The following is a 16,893-nucleotide window of genomic DNA, read 5'->3' as shown; positions in this document are numbered from 1 at the left end:
CCTCCCGGTCGGGGTGGCGCTGCCCCGGCAATAAAGGGCCATCTCGCCGAGGCGACAGGCCAAGCCAACGTACCGGAGGTCCATCTTGAACCCTCCGGCCCGCCCGACCGTCGTCTCGCTGCGCGACGTGGGCAAGACCTTCTCCTCGGGCACGACCGCGCTCCAGCATCTCGACCTCGACATTCGCCAGGGTGAGATCCTCTCTCTGCTGGGACCTTCGGGCTGCGGCAAGTCGACGGCGCTACGCATCATCGCCGGGCTGGGCGAGGCCTCGAGCGGCAGCGTGGTCTGGGCGGATGGCGGAGCGGACCATTCCCGCGACGTCGGTTTCGTCTTCCAGGAACCGACGCTGATGCCCTGGGCCAGCGTCTTCGACAATGTCTGGCTGCCCGCGCGCCTCAAGGGCGTATCGCGAAAGGTCGTCCGGGATCCGGTCATGCAGGCCCTCGAAAGCGTCGGCTTGGCCGCCTTCGCCGATGCCTATCCGCGCGAACTCTCCGGCGGCATGCGCATGCGCGTCTCGATCGCCCGCGCCATGGTGACCCGCCCCAGGCTCCTCCTCATGGACGAACCCTTCGCTGCGCTGGACGAGATCACACGCCAGAAACTCAACGACGACCTGATGCGCCTGCAAGGCGAACTCGGCTGGACGGTGGTGTTCGTCACCCATTCGGTGTTCGAAAGCGTCTATATTTCCGACCGCATCGTGGTGATGGCGGCCCGGCCGGGACGGGCCTTCGCCGAACTCACCATCGATGCCGAACGCCCGCGCGGCGCGGCCTTCCGCACCACGCCCATCTATGTCGACTATTGCCGCCAGGCCTCCGCCGCGCTGACCTCGGCCATCGGCAAGGCCGCCGAGACCGTCGACGGGCATTGATCGCGAGAGATTTGGATCAGGAGGGCAGGAACAGGATGAGCGCGATCAGTTCAGCGGGCGATGCCGCCGCCCCTTCTGCAGCATCCCGCCGGGGCCCGCCAGCCCTGCTGAAATGGCTGCTGCCGCTCGCCTTTCTGGTGGTGGTGCTGGGGGCCTGGGAATATTGCGTGGCGGCCGGTCTCACGCCGATGAAGGTGGTGCCCGCTCCCAGCGAGATCTGGGCGGCCTTTTTCCGCGAATGGGAAACACTGGGGCCGGCCTGGCTCTTCACCCTGGAAGTAACGCTGAAAGGCTTCGTACTCGCGGTGGTGGGCGGGGTGTGCCTGGCCATCCTGTTCTCGCTGTCGCGGCTGGTCGAATATACGCTCTATCCCTATGCCATCATCCTGCAGGTCACGCCGGTCCTGGCCCTGGCGCCACTCTTGCTGGTGATCTTCTCGCAGGCCACCGTGCTCTTGATCTGCGTGTGGCTCGTCGCCTTCTTCCCGGTGCTCGCCAACACGCTGATCGGCCTGCGCTCGACCGACCATAATCTGCTCAATCTGTTCGAGCTCTACCGCGCTTCGTCCTGGCAGAAGCTATGGCTGCTGCGGCTGCGCGGCGCCCTGCCCTATTTCCTCGGCGGCGTACGCATTGCCGGCGGCCTGTCGCTGATCGGCGCCGTGGTGTCGGAGCTTGCCACCGGCGCGGGCGGCGCCCGCGGCGGGCTTGGCTATATCATCTATCTCGCGCCGCGCTATTTTGCCTATCCGCGAGCCTATGCCGCGCTGGTGCTGCTGTCGCTGAGCGGCATCGCCATCTTCCTCGCCCTGTCCTATCTGTCGCATCTCATGCTGTACAAATGGCATGAGAGCGCACTGAAGCGGGAAAACTGATCGTGTCCAGATCCGCCCAGACTGCTGCAAAGATCCCGCCCACCGGCCGCTGGGCGGTCGAGGCCAGCGTGCCGGCCTGCCTGGTGCCGCAGCGGCTTGCCGGCATCGACCAGGACGGCCTGGCGCGCATATGCCTCACCGTCGCCGACGGACGCATCGAGGCGATCGAGGCCGTGACAGGCCCGTCCGACGCGCTCTCGACCGGCATGGTCTTTCCGAGCTTCGTGGAACTGCACACCCATCTCGACAAGGGCCATATCTGGCCGCGTCGCCGCAATCCCGACGGCACCTTCTTCGGCGCGCTCGACAACGTCACCCTGGATCGCGAAGCCAATTGGTCGGCCGCCGACGTCGCCGCCCGCATGGATTTCTCGCTGCGCTGCGCCTATGCGCACGGCACGTCGGCCATCCGCACCCATCTCGATTCGATCGGCAAGCAGATCGGCATTTCCTGGCCGGTCCTTACCGACATGCGGGAAAAATGGGCCGGCCGTATCGAGCTGCAGGCGGTGGCGCTGTTCTCCATCGAGCACGTGGCCGATCGTGCGCATATGTCGGACATCATCGCAGCCCTGCGCGCACATGACGGCATCCTGGGCGGCGTCACCTATATGGTGCCGGAGCTTGACCAGGGCCTGGACACGCTGTTCCGTCTCGCCGCCGATAATGGCTTCGACCTCGATTTCCACGTTGACGAGACCCAGGACCCCACCGCCCGTTCCCTGCGCCACGTCGCCGAGGCGGCCCTGCGCCATCGCTTCGCCGGCAAGGTCACGGTCGGCCATTGCTGTTCCCTCGCCCGGCAGGAGGAGGACGAGATCAAGGCCACCATCGACAAGGTGGCCGAAGCCGGCATCGCCGTGGTGTCGCTGCCGATGTGCAATCTCTATCTTCAGGATCGTGTTCCCGGCCGCACCCCGCGCTCGCGCGGCGTGACGCTGCTGCACGAATTGAAGGCTGCGGGGGTTGATGTCGCGGTCTCCTCCGACAACACCCGCGACCCCTTCTATGCCTATGGCGATCTCGATGCCCTCGAGGTCTTCCGCGAGGCGACGCGCGTGGCCCATCTCGACCATCCCTTCGGCGACTGGCCCAAGGCCATCACGGCGACGCCGGCCTCGGTGATGGGCATCGATGCCGGCCGGCTGCGCGTCGGGGGACCGGCCGATTTCGTGCTGTTCAAGGCCAGGACCTGGACGGAACTGCTGTCCCGCCCGCAGGCCGACCGCATCGTGGTGCGCGATGGCCGGGCCATCGACACCACTTTGCCGGACTATGAAGAGCTAGACGCGGTGCTGGGGGGCGGGTCTTCAGACCCGCCTGCTTCCCACCACCCCTGATCGCTCGAATCGGCGGGTCTGAAGACCCGCCCCCCGAAAATCTCCGCCAGGTTCGATCGCATGACCGACATCGCCGCCCTCAAGGCCCGCCTGCCCGACATCCGCATCGAGGATCACCCGACTTTGGTGCGGCAGAAGAGCCGCGACTTCTTCTGGTATTCGCCGGTGCTCAAGCGCGAGCTCGACCACATCACCGGCGATTGCATCATCTTCGCCAAATCGGCGGCCGACGTCGCCGCCGCACTCGCCGCCTGCTACGAGCTCGACATTCCCGTCACGCCTCGCGGCACCGGCACCGGCAATTACGGCCAGGCCATGCCGCTTTCGCGTGGGGCCGTGCTCGATCTGTCCTTCATGGACAAGATCATCTCGATCGAACCCGGCGTGCTGGTCGCCGAAGCCGGCGCGGTGATGGCCGAGATCGACAAGAAGACGCAGGTCCATTCCGGCCAGGAACTACGCCTGCATCCTTCCACCGCCAAGACCGCCACCATTGGCGGCTTCGTCGCCGGCGGCTCGGGCGGCGTCGGCTCGATCACCTGGGGCGGGCTGCGTGACTGGGGCAACGTCACCCGCCTCAAGGTAGTGACGATGGAAGAAAGCCCGCGCATCCTCGATCTCACCGGCGAGGACCTGCACAAGGTCAGCCATGCCTACGGCACCAATGGCATCATCACCGAAGTCGAGATGCCGCTGACCACCGCCTTCAAATGGATCGACGTCATCGTCGGCTTCGATACGCTCGCCGAGGCAGCCGCCTTCGCCAATGAGACGGGTGAGGCCGACGGCATCCTCAAGAAACAGCTTGCCGTGGTGGCCGCACCGGCTGCCCACGACTATTTCAACCGGCACCGGCGCTGGATCCCGCGCGACAAGCACATCGTCTGCGCCATGATCGCCCCGCAGAACTACGACGCCTTCCTCACCATCACCCGTCGGCGCAAGGGCGCCGAACTGCTGTTCTCGACATCCGATATGAGCGAGGCCGACCGCAAGGGCCTACCTGACATCTACGAGCTCGGCTGGAACCACACCACGCTGCGTGCCCTCAAGATCGACCCTACCATCACCTATCTGCAGACGCTCTATCCCTTCCCCAACCAGCTCGACCTCGTCTCCAGGATCCACGCTGTCTTCGGCGACGAAGTGGTGGCCCATCTCGAATTCGTGCGCTTCGACGGCAAGATCACCTGTTTCGGGCTGCCGCTCGTCAAGTTCACCACCGAGGAGCGCCTCGACGAGATCATCCGCATCCATGAGGACATGGGCGCGCCGGTGTTCAATCCGCACCGCTATACGCTGGAGGAAGGCGGCATGAAGCAGACCGACGAGGTGCAGCTCGCCTTCAAGCGCGAAGCCGATCCCAAGGGCTTGCTCAATCCCGGCAAGATGATCGCCTGGGACGATCCCGAGTATGATTACACCAAGAACCGGACCTATCTGTTCCGGGGCATGCAAATGGAGGTCTGACGATGTGTGGAGCACACAACAGCGACAACACCAATCTGGCGACAGGAACGCTGCAGGTCGACGACGATCGGGTGCGCATCACTCGCTACGATTTCCAGCCCGGCCAGGAAACCGGCTGGCATCGGCATGAATATCCCTATGCCGTGGTGCCGCTGGTCGACGGCACGCTGCGCATCGTCGACGCGCAGGGCGAGAAGCTGGTGCCGCTCGCAGCCGGCATCTCCTATTCGCGCCCGGCCGGCGTCGAGCACAATGTCTTCAATGGCGGCCAGTCCCACATGGCCTTCGTCGAGGTCGAGATGAAGGGCTGATGCGGGTCCTCGTCCTCTTCTCCCACCCTTGCGAGGAATCCTTCGGCGCGGCACTGCATGCCTGCGTCGTGGAGACCTTGCGCAAGGCCGGCCACGAGGTCGACGATTGCGACCTCTATGCCGAGGGCTTCCAGCCCGTGCTGACGGCCGCCGAACGGCGCGCCTATCACGACCTGGCGCGAAACCGCGACGGCGTGGCGGCTTACGTCGAACGCCTGCAGCGGGCGCAGGTGCTGGTGATCGTCACGCCGATCTGGAATTATGGCTTTCCCGCCATCCTCAAGGGTTTCTTTGACCGGGTCTTCCTGCCCGGCGTATCCTTCACCCTGGTCGACGGCAAGGTTCAGGGCAATTTGCACAACATCACCAAGGTGGTGGCCGTCACCACCTATGGCGGCTCGCACCTGAAAGCCTTGCTGATGAGTGACCCGCCGCGACGCGTGATCACGCGCATGCTGCGGGGCGTGGTCAAGCCCTTCGCGCGCTTTCGCTATCTCGCCCATTATTCGATGAACCTGTCGACGGACCGGTCGCGTGCTGCCTTCCTGGCCAAGGTGAAGCGGACGCTCGCCAGGATCTAAAAGCTGCGCCGGATAGAAAATTTTTACCTGATTCCAGGTAAAAGCCCACGAAATCCTCGACATTTTCTGCCAGAAACTGTATCTGAAGCCGGCTACAGCAAATCATCAGCCGGCGGATCATTGCCATGCGACATCCGGCCTCCAAGACACTTGGTTATCAGTTGATCCACGTGGCCCGGCTGCACCGGGCCCGCACCGCCAAGCTCCTCGAAGGGCTCGGCCTGTTTCCCGGCCAGGAACAGGTGCTCGAAGCCCTTGCCGGGCGGGAAGCCCTCTCGATGAGCGAATTGGCGGACATCCTGCGCGTCAGGCCGCCTACGGCCTCCAAGACGATCGCACGCCTGTCAGCCGCCGGCCTGATCGAGCGCAAGGCGACGGACGGCGACGGGCGCGTCGTGCGCGTGGGCCTGAGCGCGGACGGCAAGGAAAAGGCCGCCGCCATCGCAGCCCTGGCGCTCGACATCGAGGCGGAAGCCACCAGCCATCTCGACAACAAGGACCGCAAGCGCCTGCGCAAACTGCTCAAGCGGGTCGAGAAGGGCTTCAAGCACGCTCTCGGTGGCGAGATGGACGCCGATGACGACGACGAGGGCGACGCCGACGAGGCGTGAAGGTGGGAAGCAGCCCATCTTCCCTTCTCCCCTTGCGGGAGAAGGTGCCCCGAAGGGGCGGATGAGGGGTTTTGCAACCTCACCGTTCTTGGCGACCTGCCGCCAACATGACCTAGATAAGTCGCGAGACCCCTCATCCCCCTGCCGGGACCTCTAGTCAACTCAAGGGCGTTGACGACACCCGCAAGGGGAGAAGGGAAGCCTCATTCACCTCGCCATGATGGCTTCGACCAAATCCTTTGGTCGGAACTGGTAACCGTCATTGTCGACGGCCGCCCAGCCGCCCTTGCCGTCGTCGACGATACGGCTGCGCATGCCGCCGGCCTTGGCGATGATGTCGTAGTCCTGCCCTGAATCGGCGGGATAGGCGAAGGTCATGACGAGATCGGTGGTGCCGACATTGACCGAGCGGTGGATCCAGTAGGGCGGCACATAGCATAGGCTGCGCGGCCCGATCTCGACGGTGCGGATCTCTCCGGCCGGCGATTCCAGCAGCATGATGCCATGCCCGCTCTCGCCGTAATACATTTCCGGACGATTGGGATTGGCGTGTATGTGGCCGCGCGTGAGGAAATATTCCCGCCCCACCTTGCCGGGAATCATGCGGGTGACCCCGATGATCATGTCCCCGGCATCCGCCGAGGGTTTGTAATCCGTCACCTCATAGACGACCTTGTCGCCGAGTTCGGCCAGGACCGCCTGGTAGGCCGCCTCGTCTTCATAGAGACCGGCAAGGTCGGCCATCGTCTTGGTGTAGCGGTTGGTCGCCCCCCGCAATTCCCCCTTCTCGATATCGACGACGCACAGGCCCGGCTCGCGCATGGACATATCAACCAACCTTTCTTTCGACTGCGGCAATCTAGGAAGTTCGCCATTTTGTAGCATCACTACATTTTTATCAGCGCCCCGACAACCCCAGATGCATTATTTTAACCTATTTCAAGCTAATTTATGCAATATTGCGTTGCAATATTTCACGAATGTGATTTTGTTTCAATTTTTTAAAATTTCACTCGCTTGACCCCTATCAAAAAATGTACTTATGCTACAGAACTGGGCCCGAAAAAATGCCCTGACAGACGACGTGGAGGAGAGAGCCAATGAAGAAGACCCTTTTGGGCGGCAGCCTGGCCGCAGCATTGCTGGCCGGCACGATGGGCATGGCGAGCGCCGCCGCCTGCAAGATCGGCGTGGCGATGTACACGCTGAGCGCCCCCTATTTCGCTGCCCAGCAGGCCGCCGCCATCGACCAGGGCAAGAAGGCGGGTTGCGAGGTTACCACCTCCGACGGCCAGAACGACATGGGCAAGCAGATTTCCGACGTCGAGGACATGGTCGCCAAGGGCGTCAACCTCCTGATTCTCAACCCGCGCGATCCCGAAGGCCTCGTCGGCGCCGCCAATGCCGCCAGCGCGGCCGGCGTGAAGGTGGTGGTGATGGATTCCTCCATCAACACCAAGGCCAACATCGTCACCCAGGTGCGCTCCTCCAACGACCAGAACGGCTTCCTGGTCGGCCAGTGGCTGGCCAAGAAGATGCAGGGCAAGCCTGTCAAGATCATCCTGCTCTCAGGCTCGCAGGGCAATGAAGTCGGCCGTGACCGCCGCCTCGGCGTCTTCCGCGGCCTGGTCGAGGGCCAGCTCGTCAATGACGGCAAGGCCAGCTTCGAGGTGCTCGGCCAGGGCTGGGGCAATTGGGCGACCGAAGACGGCCTCAAGGCCGCCGAGGACCTGCTGCAGGCCCATCCCGACGTCACCGTATTGCTCGCAGAGAACGACTCGATGGCGCTGGGCGGCATGAAGGCCCTGCAGGCCGCCGGCAAGAACGACGTGCTGGTGCTCGCTGCCGCCGATGGCCAGAAGGAAGCGCTCGCCCTCATCAAGGAAGGCAAATATGGCGCGACCGGCCTCAACGACCCCGATCTGGTGGCCCGTACCGCTGTCGATATCGGCCTGAAGGCCCTCAAGGGCGAGCTCGGCGCCGACACGCCCAAGCTCCAGCTCACCACGCCCGCGGTGATCACCCAGGAGAACGTCGACAAGTTCTACAAGAAGGACGCGGTGTTCTAAGCGGCCGCTTCGAGTCATGCGCCTTCTCCCCTTGCGGGAGAAGGTCCCGGCAGAGGGGTGAAACGCAGACACGGCAAGGTCGTGCGTCTCCCCTCATCCGGCGCTTCGCGCCACCTTCTCCCGCAAGGGGAGAAGGCAATAGTCGCCCTGCGATATCCAAACCAGCGAGGTCTTGATGTCCGAACTCGCCAGGCTCACCGCCATCACCAAATCCTTCGGCGGCGTGCACGCCCTCAAGGGCGTCGACTTCGACGTCCAGAGCGGCGAAGTCCATGCCTTGCTCGGCGAAAACGGGGCCGGCAAGTCGACGCTGATGCGCGTGCTGGGCGGCGAGCTCCAGCCCAGCAGCGGCGAGGTGAAGATCGCCGGCCGCCATGTCGATTTCCGCGATCCGCGCATGGCCAAGGCCCTCGGCATCGCCGTGATCCACCAGGAACTGGCGCTGGCGCCCGATCTGTCGGTGGCGGAGAACATCTTCCTGGGCGAACTGCCCGGCGTCTTCGCCGGGCCTGGGCTGAGGAAACGCGCCGGCGAACTGATCAAGCGGCTGGGTTTCGACATCGATCCGGGCGAGCGCGTCGGCAATCTCGCCGTCGCCCATCAACAGGTGGTCGAGATCGCCAAGGCGCTGTCGCGCGAGGTCAAGATCATCATTTTCGACGAGCCGACCGCCGTGCTGTCGGACCGGGACGCCGCACGCCTGCACAAGGTCATCGCCGACCTGCGCGCCCATGGTGTCGGCGTCGTCTACATCTCCCATCGCCTCGAAGAGGTGATGCGGATTTCCGACCGCATGACGGTGATGAAGGATGGCCAGCTCGTCGGCACCGTCGCTGCCAAGGACGTGAGCATCGACGACATCATCCGCATGATGGTCGGCCGGCCGCTCTCCGCCCTCTTCCCCGAGCGGGGGGAGCGCAAGATCGGCGAGGAAGTGATCAGCGTCTCCGCCCTGCATGCCGGCCGCAAGGTCCGCAATGTCAGCCTGGCGGTGCGTGCCGGTGAAATCGTCGGCCTCGGTGGCCTGGTCGGTTCCGGGCGCACCGAGGTTGCCCGCCTGATCTTCGGGGCCGACAAACCCGATAGCGGCGCCATCAAGCTCAAGGGCAAGCCGGTGCATTTCCGCTCGCCCCGCGATGCCGTCGCGGCCGGCGTCGGGCTGGTCCCTGAGGACCGCAAGCATCAGGGCGTCATCCTCGACAAACCCATCCGGGTGAACGCCACCATGGCGCGGATGTCGTCGATCACCACCGCCCTCGGCTTCTTGCGCCGGGGCCTGGAACGGCGCACCGTCAGTGAGCTTGGCCAGAGCCTGCGCCTCAAGGCCGCCAGCGTCGACGCGCCCGTCTCGAGCTTGTCGGGCGGCAACCAGCAGAAGGTAGTGCTGGCCAAGTGGTTCCATGCCGATGGCGATCTCATCATCCTCGACGAGCCGACCCGCGGCGTCGACGTCGGCGCCAAGACCGAGATCTACACACTCGTCAATCGCCTGGCGGAAGCCGGCAAGGCCGTGCTGGTGATCTCCTCCGAGCATCAGGAGCTCTTCGGCCTGTGCGACCGCGTGCTGGTGATGCGCGAGGGCGAGATCCGCGGCGAACTCAGGCCGGACGGCTACAGCGAGGAAAACCTGCTTTCCCTGGCCATGAGCGAGGGTGGGCAGCCCGGCAAACCAATTCAAGCTGGAACGGTATAGGACAATGACAGCTCTCAGCGAGAACCGCGGCGACGGCAAGCGCGGCTATGATCTCGGCGCCCTGGTGCAGCGTTTCGCGACCCTCGGCATCTTCCTGGTCCTGGTCATCGTCGCCTCCGTGTGGACCGACAGCTTCCTGACCAAGAACAACATCCTGAACGTGCTCCGGCAGGTCGCTTCCGGCGCGGGCATCATGTCGGTGGGCATGCTTTTCGTCATCCTCACCCGCGGCATCGACCTCTCGGTCGGCTCGGTGCTGGCGCTGGGCTGCGTGCTCACAGCCTATTTCATCGCCAAGCTCGGCTATGGCGTCGGCGTCAGCATCGCGCTGGTGATCCTGTGCGGCGCCGCCTGCGGCCTCGCCGTCGGCTTCTTCGTCGCCTATATGCGCCTGCCCTCCTTCGTGATGTCGCTCGCCATGATGGCGATCGCCCGCTCGCTCTCCTTCATGATCTCGGAAGGGCGGCCGATCTCGATCGGTGACGGCGGCCAGGCCCTGGCCGATTTCGGCGCCGGCTACTGGCTCGGCATACCCCAGCCCGTCATCCTGATGTTCGCGGTGTTCATCGTCGGCGGCATCGTGCTCTCCTTCACGCGCTTCGGCCGCATCATCACCGCCATCGGCTCCAACGAGGAGGCCGTGCGGCTCTCCGGCATCGCGGTGCCGCGCTACGTTCTCTCCGTCTATGTGATCTCCGGGGCGCTGGCCGGGCTCGCCGGCGTGATTTCCGCCAGCCGCACGACCATCGGCTCGGCGCAGGTCGGCGTCGGCATGGAACTCAACGTCATCGCTGCGGTGGTGATCGGCGGCGCCAGCCTGATGGGTGGGCGCGGCGACGTGGTCAACACGCTGCTGGGCACGCTGGTGATGGGCATCATCGCCAACATCATGAACCTCGCCGGGGTGCCGGGCTACAGCCAGCAGCTCTATACCGGCCTGATCATCGTGGTGGCGATGCTGCTGCAATACGCCACCGGCACCTTGAAACGATAGAACACGACCCGACGCGCTGCCGACTCCGTTGACAGCGCGTCTCTTTTTGTCTAGTTTTTCACATAAATGATCATATTTCACAAATGTGAATATCGATCATTCATCGCCGCCGGGCGATGCGACACAGGGAATCTCTCCAAATGGCTGCAACTCAAGGATGGCACAGCGCGCAGGGCCGGGCTTTCGGCGGTCCGCTCAAATACATCCAGCGCGCCGGCGAGATCGACCGCCTCGCCGATCATCTCACTCCGCTCGGCAGCAAGGCCTTCCTGCTCGTCGACGGCTTCGTCTTCGAGAAGCTCGGCCCCTCGATCCTCGCCTCGCTGGAGGGCAGCGGCCTCGGCCTCACCATGGAGAAGTTCAACGGCGAATGCTGCCGCGAGGAGATCGACCGGGTCACCGCCCTGGTCGCCGAGGCCGAGGCGGATGTGGTCGTCGGCATCGGCGGCGGCAAGACGGCCGACACGGCCAAGCTGGCCGCGATCGCCAACAAGGCCCGCATCGCCATCGTGCCGACCATCGCCTCCACGGATGCGCCGACCAGCGCCATCGCGGTGACCTACACGCCGCAGGGCGTGTTCAAGGAATCCTTCATGCTGCCGCGCAACCCCGACGTGGTGGTGGTCGACAGCGCCCTGATCGCCAAGGCGCCGGTACGCTTCCTGGTCGCCGGCATCGGCGATGCGCTCTCCACCTGGTTCGAGGCTCGCTCCAACCTGGAATCGCGTTCCGACAATTTCATCGCCGGCGGCTATCCCGCCCCGCTCGCCGGCATCGCCATCGCCAAGGCTTGCCACGAAGTGCTGATGCGCGATGCGCTGGCGGCCAAGCTCGCGGTCGAGAAGGGCGCCCTCACGCCGGCCGTCGAGAACATCATCGAGGCCAATACGCTGCTCAGCGGCCTCGGCTTCGAGAATTGTGCGGTTTCCGCCGCCCACGGCATCCATGACGGCCTGACCGCTCTTGAGGAAAGCCATGGCTTCTTCCACGGCGAGAAGGTCGCCTTCGGCGTGCTCTGCCTCCTGATGCTGGAAGGTCGCCCGCTCGCCGAGATCGAGGAAACCGCCCGCTTCTGCCAGTCGCTAGGCCTGCCCACCACCCTCGCCGACCTCAGGCTCGGCAAGGCCACCGCTGAAGAGATCGAGCGCGTCGCCAAGGCGGCCCTGAAGGAAGGCTCGATCACCTGGCGGGTTGCCGTGCCCCTGTCGGTGGAGATCGTGCGCGACGCCATCATCGCCCTGGACGCTTTCACCTCCTCGCTCTTCGGCGCGGAGCGGCGCACCGTCTGACGGCCCCTCCTCCCCTTACCCGATACACCTTTTCCTCTATTCAAGGACTTTGACCATGCGCGCAGCCGTCATGTATTCGCCGGGTGACATTCGCCTCGAGGACGTTCCGAAGCCGGTTGCCGCGACGGGGGAGGTATTGCTACGGGTTGCCGCCGTCGGCGTCTGCGGCTCGGACCTGCCCCGCATGCTGACCAAGGGCGCCCATCGCATGCCGATCATCTGCGGGCATGAATTCTCCGGCCACATCGCGGAGATCGGTGCTGGCGTGACCGGTTTCGAGAAGGGCGAGCTCGTCGGCGTGGCCCCGCTGATCCCCTGCCGGGTCTGCGATCAATGCGCGACCGGGAATTTCTCGCGCTGCCGCAACTATGACTATTTCGGCAGCCGGCGCGACGGCGCCTATACCGAATTCGTCTCGGTGCCCGTAGGCAACCTGCTCAAGGCTCCGGCCGATGCCGATCCCCGCGCCATCGCCATGACCGATCCGGCCTCGATCGCCCTCCATGCCGTCTGGAAGGCGCCGCCCACCGTCGGCCAGCGCGGCGGCGTCATCGGCTGCGGCCCGATCGGGCTGTTCGCCATCCAGTGGATGAAGCTGATGGGCTGCACGGAAGTCGTTGCCGTCGACGTCTCCGAGCAGAAGCTCGAACAGGCGCGCGAGGCCGGCGCGACCCACACCCAGCTGATCACCGATCCGCTGCCATCGGGGCTGAATTGCGATCTCATCGTCGAGGCCGCCGGCCACCCGTCCTCGATCAACTTCGCCGCCAAGCTGGCCGGCCCCGGCGGCCATGTCGTGTTCATCGGCATTCCCGTCGGCGAGGTCGCGCTGGAGAACCAGACCTTCCAGCACTTCCTGCGCCAGGAAGTATCGCTGCACGGCGCCTGGAACTCCTTTGGCGCCCCCTTCCCCGGCAAGCAATGGACCGTCTCCCTCGACGCCCTCGCCACCGGCAAGCTCAAATGGGAATTCATGATCACCCATGAGCTCACGCTCGAGGAACTACCCGGCATGTTCGAGAGCTTCAAGCGCAAGAACGAGTTCTTCTCGAAGGTGATGTTCAGGCCGTAGACTGGGAGCGCGGACAACCTGTCCGCTCTTCCTTGTTTGAAGAGCCTGTCGTTTGCGGCGACTGCCCGCGGCAAAGAACCAAGAGCGGACAAGATGTCCGCGCTCCCAGGAGAGCCTTATGCCACGTCTTCTCGGCCTGGATTTCGGCACCGGCGGCATCAGGGTCGGTGTATTCGACCTCGACAGCCGCACGATGCTGGGTGAGCGGGAGGTCCAGTATCCCACCCGCCACCCCCATCCCGGCTGGGCGGAACAATCGCCGACCGACTGGTGGGACGCACTCGGCCAAGCCAGCCGCGGGTTGATGCGCGACCTCGGATCCCCCTTCATCGATGGTGTCTGCGCCGCTACCACGGCCTCGACCGTGGTCGCATGCAAGCAGGACGGGACACCGCTCCGGCCCTCCCTCTTGTGGATGGATTGCCGGGCCGCCGAAGAAGCGGCCCGAACCGCCCGCTCGCAGCACCCCGTGCTGGCCTATGCCGGCGGCAGCGATGCGGCCGAATGGCTGGTGCCCAAGGCGATGTGGCTCTCGAGCCACGAGCCGGACGTCTATGCCGAGGCCGACATCATCTGCGAGTGCCTCGACTACATCAATTTCAAGCTGACGGGCCTGTGGGTCGGCTCGCGCATGAACGCGACCTGCAAATGGAACTACGATTCCATCACCCGGCGCTTTCCCGACGAACTTTACGCCGAGTTCGGCATTCCCGACCTCGCCACGAAGCTGCCAAATGATATCAAGGCGGTGGGCGCGCCGATCGCTCCGGTCAGCGCCGCTGCGGCCGAGCATCTCGGCCTCGTCAACCGGCCCGTCCTCGCCCAGGGCGGCATCGACGCCCATACCGGCATCGCGGGCGCCGGCACGCTGCGGCCGGGCGAACATCTTTTGATCGGGGGCACCTCGATCGTCCATCTCTTCCAGCTCGCAGCCGAAGCCCCGGTCACCGGCTTCTGGGGCCCCTATCCCCATGCCCTGGTCGATGATTACTGGCTGGTGGAAGCGGGCCAGGTTTCGGCCGGCTCGGTGATGTCCTGGTATGCCCGCGACATGTTCGGGCTCGACCCGCAGCAACGCGCTGCCCTGGTGCAGGAAGCGGGCGCCCTGCCGGTCGGCGGCACCGGCCTGCTGACGCTCGATTATTTCATGGGCAACCGGACGCCCTATCGCGATCCCCTGCTGCGCGGCGCGGTGCTCGGCCTCGCCCTCAGCCATACACGCGCGGATCTCTATCGCTCCGCCGTCGAAGCGGTGGCGCTGGGTTCGGCCAACGTGTTCCGCCGCATCCAGGACCTCGGCATTCCCTGCAACCGCATCGTCTCTTCGGGCGGCTATGCCAAGAATCCGCTGTGGTTGCGGGCCACGGTCGATGCCATGGGCATGCCCGTCGAACTCCTCGGCCAGACCAATCTCACCCTCGTCGGCACCGCCGCCTCAGCCGCCACCGGCGCCGGCCTGTTCGACGACCTCTTTGCCGCGGCGGACGCGGTGGCCCAGCCGGTCACGCTGGTCGAGCCCGACCTCGCCGCCCATGCCCGCTATGGTGAATTGCTGCAGGATTATCTTGAAGCCACCGAGCTTCTTGCGCCACTCTCGCGCAGGCTGGCATCAAGACAGCTTGAGGGACCGCGTTGATGAGTGTCGGCAATCTCGACCAAGACGTCCAGTTCAGGACGATGTCCGGCGAGCAGCGCGAACTCCTGATGATCCAGGTCGCCAAGCGCTATTACGAGCTCGACATGACCATGGGCGACCTCGCCAAGGAGCTCAACCTCACGCGCTGGCAGGCCAGCCGCCTGCTCACCGAAGCGCGTGAGGCCGGCATCGTGCGCATCGAGATCGTGCCGCGGGCCCCGCGCTCGCCCGACATCGAGTCGAGGCTCCAGCGGCGCTGGAACCTGAAAGAGGCCGTCGTCGTCCCCAACAATGGCGAGGAGGACGAGGGTTTGCTGCTCGATGCCGTGGCGCAGGCCGCCGCACGCATGCTCGCCGGTCTCGGCAAGGTGCCGCTGATCGGCGTTTCCTGGGGTCGTACCATGAGCGCGGTGGCCCATCGCCTGCCGCCCTTCTGGAACGAAGGCGTAGAGGTCGTGCTGCTCAACGGCGCCATGAATATCCGCTCGCCCTCCGTGCGTACCAACAACACGGCCGAGCTCTTCGCCCGTTCGGCCAATGGCACGGCGACCTTGCTGCCGGTGCCGGCCATTCTCGGCCATGCCGCCACCCGCATCGCCCTGGAGCAGGATCCCACCATCGCCAGCGTCTTGGAGCTTGCCCGCCAGGCCCCGGTGATCTGCTTCGGCATGGGCACGATCAGCCCCGATTCCGTCCTGGTGCAATCGGGCTTCGTCACCGAGGCGGAGACCGCCGCTCTGAAGGCCAAGGGTGCCGTCGGCGACATTCTCAGCCGCTATATCGACGCTCATGGCAATATCGTCGATGCGGACATCGATGCCCGAACCATCGGTCTGGACCTGCGTTATTGCCGGGAACGCAAATTCTCGATCGGCGTCGCTGCCGGCAAGTCCAAACAGCCTGTAACCCTTGCCTGCCTCCGGGCCGGCTATGTCAATGTGCTCGTCACCGACGAAGAGACGGCACGCTTCCTCCTGGATGAAAGCCACCATGGATAAGACCGAAAAAGGCACGCCGGCTGCCTCCAAAAAGCCCGCCCAGGTCTCCTCGGGTCAAACAGTCCCTGCCCTCAGCGTGGTGCCTGTCAGCTCCGCCCTCACCGTGTCAGGCCAGGGCGCCCATGCCCGCAATCCCGGCACCGCCCTCAAGCCGGAATGGTTCGACGCGATCGAGGTCAATCTCAGCGCCACCGAACGCCGGGCCGCAACCCTCGGCGGGCGCCGCACGGTGAAGAAGGAATATCAGGCTGCCTGGCTGGTGAAGGCGGTACAGTGCATCGACCTCACCACACTGGCTGGCGACGATACGCCCGGACGCGTGCATCGCCTCGCGCTGAAGGCGCGCCGCCCCATCCGCGAGGACATCGTGGCCGCTCTCGGCCTCGCCGACACCCCGCCCACGGTGGGCGCCGTCTGCGTCTACCCCACCATGGTCGGCCCCGCCGTCAAGGCGCTCGCCGGCTCCGGCATTCCCGTCGCCTCGGTGGCGACCGGCTTTCCCGCCGGCCTCACCCCGCTGCCCCAGCGCCTCGCCGAGATCCGCTATGCCGTCGACCAGGGTGCCGGAGAGATCGACATCGTCATCAACCGCGCCCAGGTACTGACGCAGGACTGGAACGGTCTCTATGACGAGATCCGCGCCATGCGCGAGGCCTGCGGCGAAGCCCATCTCAAGGCCATTCTCGCCACCGGCGACCTCAAGACCCTGCGCAATGTCTACAAGGCCTCGATGGTCGCCATGATGGCGGGCTCCGATTTCATCAAGACCTCCACCGGCAAGGAGGACGTCAACGCCACCCTGCCCGTCAGCCTCACCATGCTCCGCGCCTTGCGCGACTATGGCGAGTTCACCGGCGAGGCGGTCGGCTTCAAGCCGGCCGGCGGCCTGAGGACGGCCAAGGACGCCCTCGCCTGGCTGGCCCTGATGAAGGAAGAGCTCGGCCGCCCCTGGCTGGAGCCCAACCTTTTCCGCATCGGAGCCTCTTCGATGCTCGCAGACATCGAGCGCCAACTCGAACACTTCGTGACCGGGCGCTATTCGGCGCTGACCCACCACGCTTTGGCCTGAGGACA

General features: G+C 65.1%; 16 protein-coding genes. 15 read left to right on the top strand and 1 reads right to left on the bottom strand.

The window, feature by feature from the left end; translation table 11 throughout:
- Window positions 1-85: 85 nt before the first annotated feature.
- The 7 genes from ABXS05_RS22150 (at window position 86) to ABXS05_RS22120 (ending at window position 6,068) form a co-directional block, all read left to right on the top strand.
- Window positions 86-880, top strand: a complete 795-nt coding sequence (locus ABXS05_RS22150) for an ABC transporter ATP-binding protein (RefSeq protein ID WP_367625421.1) — start codon at window positions 86-88, stop codon at window positions 878-880.
- Window positions 881-915: 35 nt separating this feature from the next.
- The gene (locus ABXS05_RS22145) at window positions 916-1,755 is read left to right on the top strand and encodes an ABC transporter permease (protein WP_311940078.1); all 840 of its coding nucleotides are present in this window, start codon (window positions 916-918) and stop codon (window positions 1,753-1,755) included.
- Between the two features lie 2 nt (window positions 1,756-1,757).
- Complete coding sequence (locus tag ABXS05_RS22140) at window positions 1,758-3,095, top strand: cytosine deaminase (protein WP_367625420.1); 1,338 nt, start codon at window positions 1,758-1,760, stop codon at window positions 3,093-3,095.
- Between the two features lie 60 nt (window positions 3,096-3,155).
- The gene (locus ABXS05_RS22135) at window positions 3,156-4,565 is read left to right on the top strand and encodes an FAD-binding oxidoreductase (RefSeq protein ID WP_367625419.1); all 1,410 of its coding nucleotides are present in this window, start codon (window positions 3,156-3,158) and stop codon (window positions 4,563-4,565) included.
- A 2-nt stretch (window positions 4,566-4,567) separates the two neighbouring features.
- The gene (locus tag ABXS05_RS22130; RefSeq protein ID WP_311940085.1) at window positions 4,568-4,876 is read left to right on the top strand and encodes a cupin domain-containing protein; all 309 of its coding nucleotides are present in this window, start codon (window positions 4,568-4,570) and stop codon (window positions 4,874-4,876) included.
- Entirely contained in the window at window positions 4,876-5,457 is a 582-nt protein-coding gene (locus ABXS05_RS22125) for an NAD(P)H-dependent oxidoreductase (protein ID WP_367625418.1), read from the top strand. Before ABXS05_RS22130 ends, ABXS05_RS22125 begins: the two co-directional genes overlap by 1 nt.
- A gap of 125 nt (window positions 5,458-5,582) precedes the next feature.
- Window positions 5,583-6,068 (top strand): MarR family winged helix-turn-helix transcriptional regulator, encoded by a 486-nt coding sequence (locus tag ABXS05_RS22120; protein WP_311940089.1) that lies wholly within the window; start codon window positions 5,583-5,585, stop codon window positions 6,066-6,068.
- A gap of 207 nt (window positions 6,069-6,275) precedes the next feature.
- On the opposite strand, the gene ABXS05_RS22115 is transcribed toward ABXS05_RS22120, so the two are convergent.
- Window positions 6,276-6,896 (bottom strand): glucose-6-phosphate isomerase, encoded by a 621-nt coding sequence (locus ABXS05_RS22115; RefSeq protein WP_311940157.1) that lies wholly within the window; start codon window positions 6,894-6,896, stop codon window positions 6,276-6,278.
- 272 nt (window positions 6,897-7,168) lie between these two features.
- On the opposite strand from ABXS05_RS22115, the gene ABXS05_RS22110 reads away from it, so the two are divergent.
- The 8 genes from ABXS05_RS22110 to deoC all read left to right on the top strand — a co-directional run bounded on the left by ABXS05_RS22110 (window position 7,169) and on the right by deoC (window position 16,888).
- Complete coding sequence (locus tag ABXS05_RS22110; protein WP_367625417.1) at window positions 7,169-8,137, top strand: substrate-binding domain-containing protein; 969 nt, start codon at window positions 7,169-7,171, stop codon at window positions 8,135-8,137.
- A 175-nt stretch (window positions 8,138-8,312) separates the two neighbouring features.
- Window positions 8,313-9,830 (top strand): sugar ABC transporter ATP-binding protein, encoded by a 1,518-nt coding sequence (locus ABXS05_RS22105; protein ID WP_311940093.1) that lies wholly within the window; start codon window positions 8,313-8,315, stop codon window positions 9,828-9,830.
- Window positions 9,831-9,834: 4 nt separating this feature from the next.
- On the top strand, window positions 9,835-10,824 hold the full coding sequence (locus tag ABXS05_RS22100; protein ID WP_311940095.1) for an ABC transporter permease: 990 nt from the start codon (window positions 9,835-9,837) through the stop codon (window positions 10,822-10,824).
- A 140-nt stretch (window positions 10,825-10,964) separates the two neighbouring features.
- Window positions 10,965-12,113 (top strand): glycerol dehydrogenase, encoded by a 1,149-nt coding sequence (locus ABXS05_RS22095; protein WP_367625416.1) that lies wholly within the window; start codon window positions 10,965-10,967, stop codon window positions 12,111-12,113.
- A gap of 55 nt (window positions 12,114-12,168) precedes the next feature.
- Entirely contained in the window at window positions 12,169-13,185 is a 1,017-nt protein-coding gene (locus tag ABXS05_RS22090; RefSeq protein WP_311940099.1) for a galactitol-1-phosphate 5-dehydrogenase, read from the top strand.
- 118 nt (window positions 13,186-13,303) lie between these two features.
- Window positions 13,304-14,821: an FGGY-family carbohydrate kinase gene (locus ABXS05_RS22085; protein ID WP_367625415.1), complete on the top strand. Its 1,518-nt coding sequence runs from the start codon at window positions 13,304-13,306 to the stop codon at window positions 14,819-14,821.
- The gene (locus ABXS05_RS22080; protein ID WP_367625414.1) at window positions 14,821-15,819 is read left to right on the top strand and encodes a sugar-binding transcriptional regulator; all 999 of its coding nucleotides are present in this window, start codon (window positions 14,821-14,823) and stop codon (window positions 15,817-15,819) included. Before ABXS05_RS22085 ends, ABXS05_RS22080 begins: the two co-directional genes overlap by 1 nt.
- Window positions 15,812-16,888 carry a deoxyribose-phosphate aldolase gene (gene deoC, locus ABXS05_RS22075; protein ID WP_367625413.1) on the top strand — a complete coding sequence of 359 codons (1,077 nt, stop codon included), beginning with the start codon at window positions 15,812-15,814 and terminating at the stop codon, window positions 16,886-16,888. Before ABXS05_RS22080 ends, deoC begins: the two co-directional genes overlap by 8 nt.
- Window positions 16,889-16,893: the final 5 nt, after the last annotated feature.

The sequence above is a fragment of the Labrys neptuniae genome (genome assembly GCF_040797145.1).
GTDB lineage: Bacteria > Pseudomonadota > Alphaproteobacteria > Rhizobiales > Labraceae > Labrys > Labrys neptuniae.
Note: the sequence above shows the minus strand (reverse complement) of the source record. Positions and strands in the feature narration are given on the sequence as shown.